Below are 5278 nucleotides of genomic sequence, written 5' to 3' on the forward strand. Positions count from 1 at the left end.
AAAGACCGCCGCCGTGGTCGCGGCGACCGCTGCCGCCGCGGCGACCGCACTGCTCAGCGCTCCCTCTGCCGTCGCCGCCCCGCAGCCCGTCGTGGGTGGCACGACGACCACGACGTCCGCGTACCCGTTCATGATGCAGATCACCGACTCCTCCGGTAACCAGTTCTGCGGGGGCACCCTGGTCGCGGCGAAGAAGGTCGTGACGGCCGCGCACTGCATGGCCGGCGAGTCCACCAGCGGCGTCCGGGTCGTGGGCGGCCGGACGTACCTCAACGGGACCAACGGTACGGTCAGCCGGGTGAGCAAAATCTGGATCAACCCGGACTACACGGACGCCAGCAACGGCGACGACGTGGCCGTGCTGACCCTGTCGACGTCGATGCCGTACACCCCGGCGACGTACGTCTCCTCCTCCCAGACGGGCGTGTACGCGGCCGGCACCACGGCCCGCATCCTCGGCTGGGGCACCACCTCGGAGAGCGGCAACTCCTCCAACCAGCTGCGGACGGCGACCGTGCCGACCGTCTCGGACTCCAGCTGCCGCGGCTCCTACGGTTCGGACTTCGTCCAGACCGACATGGTTTGCGCCGGATACACATCCGGTGGCGTAGACACCTGCCAGGGCGACAGCGGCGGTCCCCTGCTCATCGGGGGCGTCCTGGCAGGGATCACTTCCTGGGGAGAGGGGTGCGCGGAGGCCGGTTACCCGGGTGTCTACACCCGGCTGACCACCTTCTCGAACCTGGTGACCACGCAGGTCAACTCGTAACCAGCGAAACTCCTGAGCACCCCTCAGGTAAGACCAGGGGGGCGTTGCGAGCCACCACGAGCGGCCCGCAGCGCCCCCCTATCCATGCCCGCCGTCCGTACCTCTCCTTCGGTGCCCCGCCGTCACCGCGGTACGACCGTGCCGAACCGGACGGCGTCGGACGCGCCGGGGTGCAGCGCGGCCAGCATCCGCTGCCCCTCCGCCACGACCTCGTCCCGCTGGGACCGGGTGAGCTCGTGGAAGGGCTCGACGACCAGCCCGTCGTCCTCCGGCTTCCACACACCGGCCACGAAGCCGTCGACGAGGAGGGGCCGGTAGGCCTGGTTGACCGCCCAGGTGCGGCCCCAGTACTCGGGCGGTACGACCCGGGTGCGGTCGGCGTGCGAGAGCAGGAGGTTGTCGAGCTCGGGCAGGAAGCGGGGCGGGGCCGGGGTGTCCGGGTCGGGGCGCGGGGCGTCGGGCAGGTCGAAGAGTTCGACGCCGGCCGGGTCCCGGAAGGTGACCAGGCGCGGGCGCAGGCGTTCGAAGGCCGCGCGCAGCCGGGTCAGTCCGGCCCAGGTCTGCATGTCCTTCACGGACGCCGGCCCGAACGCGGCGAGATAGCGCAGCACCAGCGCGTCCGGGGTGGGCGCCGGCCCGGCGGGGCGACCCAGCCAGTGCTCGGCGGTGGTGAGCGCGACCTGGCCGCTTCGGCCCCACAGCCCGCGCGGGGTGACCTGCACGAGGGGCAGCTTGCAGCGGGCGGCGACCGACAGGGCCTGCGGGTCGGCGTCCGGCCACTCGACGCTCAGGGCCTCGCGCAGCTGCGCCATGGTGCGCGGCTCTGCCTCGACCAGCTCACGGGCGAGCGCGGCGAGCCGGTCCAGGTCGACGCCGGTCAGCCTCTTGCGGAAGCCGTGCAGTTCGCGGTCCCGGGCGGGCTGGACGAGCGGCCGCAGGGTGAGGCAGTCGTCGGCGGTGTGGGTGTGGATGGTCGAGCGCAGGGTGACGATGCGGACGACCGCGCGGTCGGCCATGAGGGCGGACAGCGCCTCGGGCGTGAAGCCGTCGAGGCGGGCGGCGAGCGCGTGGTACGGGGGCTTGACGTTCTGCGCCTGGAGGCCGACGAGGTGCTCCACCGCGGCCTTCGCGGACAGCGGCGAGCGGGTCAGCAGCAGTTGCCGGGCGAGGGTCGCGCGGTTGAGGGCGCGGATGCCGAGCAGAGGGGCCGTCGCGGTCGTCGTCTTCGTCATGACCCGCACACTAGAGCCGCTCGCGGACACCTTCTGTCCGCAACTCTCACCGAATCCCGGACCCTCGGCCGACGTCCGGGCCGAACCCCCCGTATATCCTGCTGCGTGATCAGGCCGAACCCGGCTCGCGCGGAGGTGCCGACATCGCCGAGAAGAACCACCGCAAGTCCGTCTGGCGCCGCGCCCTGAACCAGCCGCAGCCCTCCGCCACGCCCTCCGCGTCCCCGGCCGAGCCGCCGGGCGGGGAACCGGCCGAGGCGGGCAGCATCGTCCAGGCGGCCCTGTACCAGGACGGGGTGCGGGTCTCCTCCCCCGCCGGTCTCACCGAGACCTACCGCGCGCTGCGCGAGCAGCCCTCCGGCATGGCGTGGATCGGCCTCGCCCGCCCCACCGACGAGGAACTCTTCTCCCTGGCCGCCGAGTTCGACCTGCATCCGCTCGCGGTCGAGGACGCCCTGGAGGCGCACCAGCGGCCGAAGCTGGAACGGTACGGCGACACGCTCTTCGTCGTGCTGCGCGCCGCTCGCTACCTGGACGCGCCCGAGGAGGTCGACTTCGGCGAACTGCACGTGTTCGTGGGGCCGGACTTCGTCATCACCGTCCGGCACGGTGCGGCCCCCGACCTCTCCGCGGTCCGCGGCCGCATGGAGGACTCCCCCGACCTGCTCAAACTCGGCCCGGAGGCGGTCCTTTACGCGATCCTGGACGCGGTCGTCGACGGCTACGCGCCGGTCGTCGGGGGCGTCCAGAACGACGTCGACGAGATCGAGACCGAGGTCTTCCGCGGCGACCCCGAGGTCTCCCGCCGCATCTACGAACTCTCCCGCGAGACCGTCGAGTTCCAGCGCGCCACCCGCCCGCTGGTCGGCATGCTGCACGCCCTGATGGCCGGTTTCGCCAAGTACGAGACCGACGAGGAGCTGCAGCGCTACCTCCGCGACGTCGCCGACCACGTCACCCACATCAGCGAGCGGGTGGACGGCTTCCGGCAGGCCCTCACCGAGATCCTCACGGTGAACGCGACGCTGGTGACACAGCAGCAGAACGCGGAGATGCGGGCGCTGGCGGAGGCCGGCTTCGAGCAGAACGAGGAGGTCAAGAAGATCTCGTCGTGGGCCGCGATCCTCTTCGCCCCGACCCTGGTCGGCACGATCTACGGCATGAACTTCTCCCACATCCCCGAGTTGCACTGGGCCCTCGGCTATCCCTTCGCGATCGGCCTGATGGGGATCGTCTGCCTCACCCTGTACCTGATCTTCAAGCGCCGGGACTGGCTGTAGGGCCGGTCCCGGCGGCCGGCGGCGAGGTCCGGACCTCCGGGCGGGGAGACCATCGATGAGCACAGCACAGGCGTCCTGCGGCACCCCCGTCCTGAGCGCCCTGGAGGCGTTCTACGCGCGGGACATCGACGATCTCGCGGCCTGGGGGCGGGCCACGTTCGACGAGGCCCGGGCGAAGGGCCTCGACGACATCGCCACCATCGAGGCGCTGCGCGTCGACGCGTTCATGTCCGTCTATCTGGAGCAGATCCACAGCGTGCCCGCCGAGCGCTGGGCGGCCTCGCTCCCCATGCCCGAGGGGCATCTGCGCTCCGCGCTCCTGGGCCGCGAACTCGTCGACGTACCGAGGACGGGCCGGCTCAACGTCCTCATGGACGGCCGGCTCTACGGGGCGGAGCGGCTGCCCAGCCGGCTCTCCGCCGACTACCGGGAGCTGAAGGCCCCGCTCTGCTACGCCCACGACGTGCTCTTCGAGGACCCCTTCGACGACGAGCACCACGCCCTCGTCCAGATGCGGGTCATCCAGGAGTCCTCACCGGACACGGTCATGCGGCCGGTGCTGGAGCCCGGCCTGTTCGTCCGCACCCTGCGCACCCTCGCCGATCTCGCCCCACTCATCCGGGCCGGAACCGTCATGTTCATCCCCCGCCAGCTGACCGCCGACCCCCGGAGCATCGCCATGGCCGGCTCCAGCATCGCCGGGCTGGGCGGCGCGGTCTCGCGGCAGGAGCTCGCCGAACGCACGGTGCGCGCCTGGCTGTTGACCGGCGGGCGGGCCGTTCCACTCTTCGCCGACGCCGACGAGGAGGCCGCGTTCCGCGAGGCCGCCGCGCTGCTCGCTCCCCTGCTCCCCGAGCGGGAGGGGGGCTTCATGTCCGCCTGGCCGCCCTCGCCCTGCCGAACAGCGGGCGGCTCGACACCCGGCACATGCTGGAGATCCGGGAGGAGTCGCTGTTCCGCGAGTTCCGGGCCCGGCAGCGCAAGGCCCTCGCCCTCGTGGGCGACGGCGAGGACGCCGAGGCGCTGCGGCTGTACCGGGAGGAGATGCGGGCCGCCGCCGACGAGACCAACCGCCGCAGCGGCCGCGGGCTGATGGCCCGGTTCACGGCGCCGAAGGCCGTGGGCTGGCTGACCGGGGCCATGGTCATCCAGCCGGCAAGCTGGCAGGCGGCACTCGCCGCCTTCGGCGCGATCACCGCACAGTCCGCCATGGAGACCTGGCAGGACCGCGAGAAGTCAACCCGCGCGCTCCACCACCACTACGCGACCCTCGGCACACCACCACCCGACAGCACGTAGGGCCTGGCCGGCCCCAGGGACGGTGGAGGTTCCCGTCGGCGTATGCGGTGTGGGGCGCCGACAGGCCGGGGGCGGGGGCTCTGGTCCGTGCACCGCACGACGGCATCCAGGCCCCGGGGAGAGAACCGGCGGCGTGGCCGGTGCGGGGCTGCGGCGGGTCGGGGGCGAGCGTGTACCGGCGCGCGACGGCACGTAGGGCCTGGCCGGCCCCAGGGACGGTGGAGGTTCCCGTCGGCGTATGCGGTGTGGGGCGCCGACAGGCCGGGGGCCGGGGACGAAGGTCCGTGCACCGCACGACGGCATCCAGGCCCCGGGGAGAGAATCGGCGGCGTGGCCGGTGCCGGGCTGCGGCAGGTCAAGGGCAGGCGACCGTGTACCAGCCGCCCGACGGCACGTAGAGCCTCGCCGGCCCCAGGGACGGTGGAAGTTCCCGTCGGCGTATCCGGTGTGGGGCGCCGGCAGGCCAGGGGGCGGTGGCGATGGTCCATGGACCGCCCGACAGCGTCCAGGCCCCGGGGAGAGAACCGGCGACGTGGCCGGTGCGGGGCTGCGGCAGGTCAAGGGCGGGCGACCGTGTACCAGCGCCCGACGGCACGTAGAGCCTCGCCGGCCCCTGGGACGGTGGAAGTTCCCGCGTCGGCGGGCCGGGGAGCGGGGACGAAGGTCCCTGCGCCGCCCGACAGCGCGTAGGACCGGTC

At 72.8% G+C, this 5278-nt stretch carries 6 protein-coding genes; 4 read left to right on the forward strand and 2 right to left on the reverse strand.

What is annotated here, in order from left to right:
• Positions 1-769: S1 family peptidase (locus tag IPZ69_RS46250; protein WP_235460932.1), on the forward strand; the 769-nt coding region annotated here is incomplete at its 5' end.
• Between the two features lie 122 nt (positions 770-891).
• Here IPZ69_RS46250 and IPZ69_RS46255 read toward each other — a convergent pair.
• The gene (locus IPZ69_RS46255) at positions 892-2001 is read right to left on the reverse strand and encodes a winged helix DNA-binding domain-containing protein (RefSeq protein ID WP_235460933.1); all 1110 of its coding nucleotides are present in this window, start codon (positions 1999-2001) and stop codon (positions 892-894) included.
• A 109-nt stretch (positions 2002-2110) separates the two neighbouring features.
• Positions 2111-2326 carry a hypothetical protein gene (locus IPZ69_RS47640; RefSeq protein WP_235460934.1) on the reverse strand — a complete coding sequence of 72 codons (216 nt, stop codon included), beginning with the start codon at positions 2324-2326 and terminating at the stop codon, positions 2111-2113.
• Between IPZ69_RS47640 and IPZ69_RS46265 the strand changes: the two genes are divergently transcribed.
• Genes IPZ69_RS46265 through IPZ69_RS46275 form a run of 3 tightly spaced genes read left to right on the forward strand, consistent with a single transcriptional unit; the run spans position 2268 to position 4580 of the window.
• Positions 2268-3281 carry a magnesium and cobalt transport protein CorA gene (locus tag IPZ69_RS46265; protein ID WP_235460937.1) on the forward strand — a complete coding sequence of 338 codons (1014 nt, stop codon included), beginning with the start codon at positions 2268-2270 and terminating at the stop codon, positions 3279-3281. The genes IPZ69_RS47640 and IPZ69_RS46265 overlap by 59 nt on opposite strands.
• Before the next feature lie 55 nt (positions 3282-3336).
• Entirely contained in the window at positions 3337-4374 is a 1038-nt protein-coding gene (locus tag IPZ69_RS46270; RefSeq protein WP_235460935.1) for a hypothetical protein, read from the forward strand.
• Positions 4326-4580: a hypothetical protein gene (locus IPZ69_RS46275; RefSeq protein ID WP_235460936.1), complete on the forward strand. Its 255-nt coding sequence runs from the start codon at positions 4326-4328 to the stop codon at positions 4578-4580. The genes IPZ69_RS46270 and IPZ69_RS46275 overlap by 49 nt, the downstream gene beginning before the upstream one ends.
• Positions 4581-5278 lie beyond the last annotated feature (698 nt).

Origin of the sequence: Streptomyces olivochromogenes (assembly GCF_021538895.1) — a bacterium.
Taxonomy (GTDB): Bacteria; Actinomycetota; Actinomycetes; order Streptomycetales; family Streptomycetaceae; genus Streptomyces; species Streptomyces olivochromogenes_A.

What these genes read in the sequence shown, in the direction of transcription:
- IPZ69_RS46255 (WP_235460933.1), bottom strand. Translation starts at nt 2,001, where the DNA reads ATGACGAAGACGACGACCGCGACGGCCCCTCTGCTCGGCATCCGCGCC.
- IPZ69_RS46270 (WP_235460935.1), top strand. Translation starts at nt 3,337, where the DNA reads ATGAGCACAGCACAGGCGTCCTGCGGCACCCCCGTCCTGAGCGCCCTG.
- IPZ69_RS46275 (WP_235460936.1), top strand. Translation starts at nt 4,326, where the DNA reads ATGCGGGCCGCCGCCGACGAGACCAACCGCCGCAGCGGCCGCGGGCTG.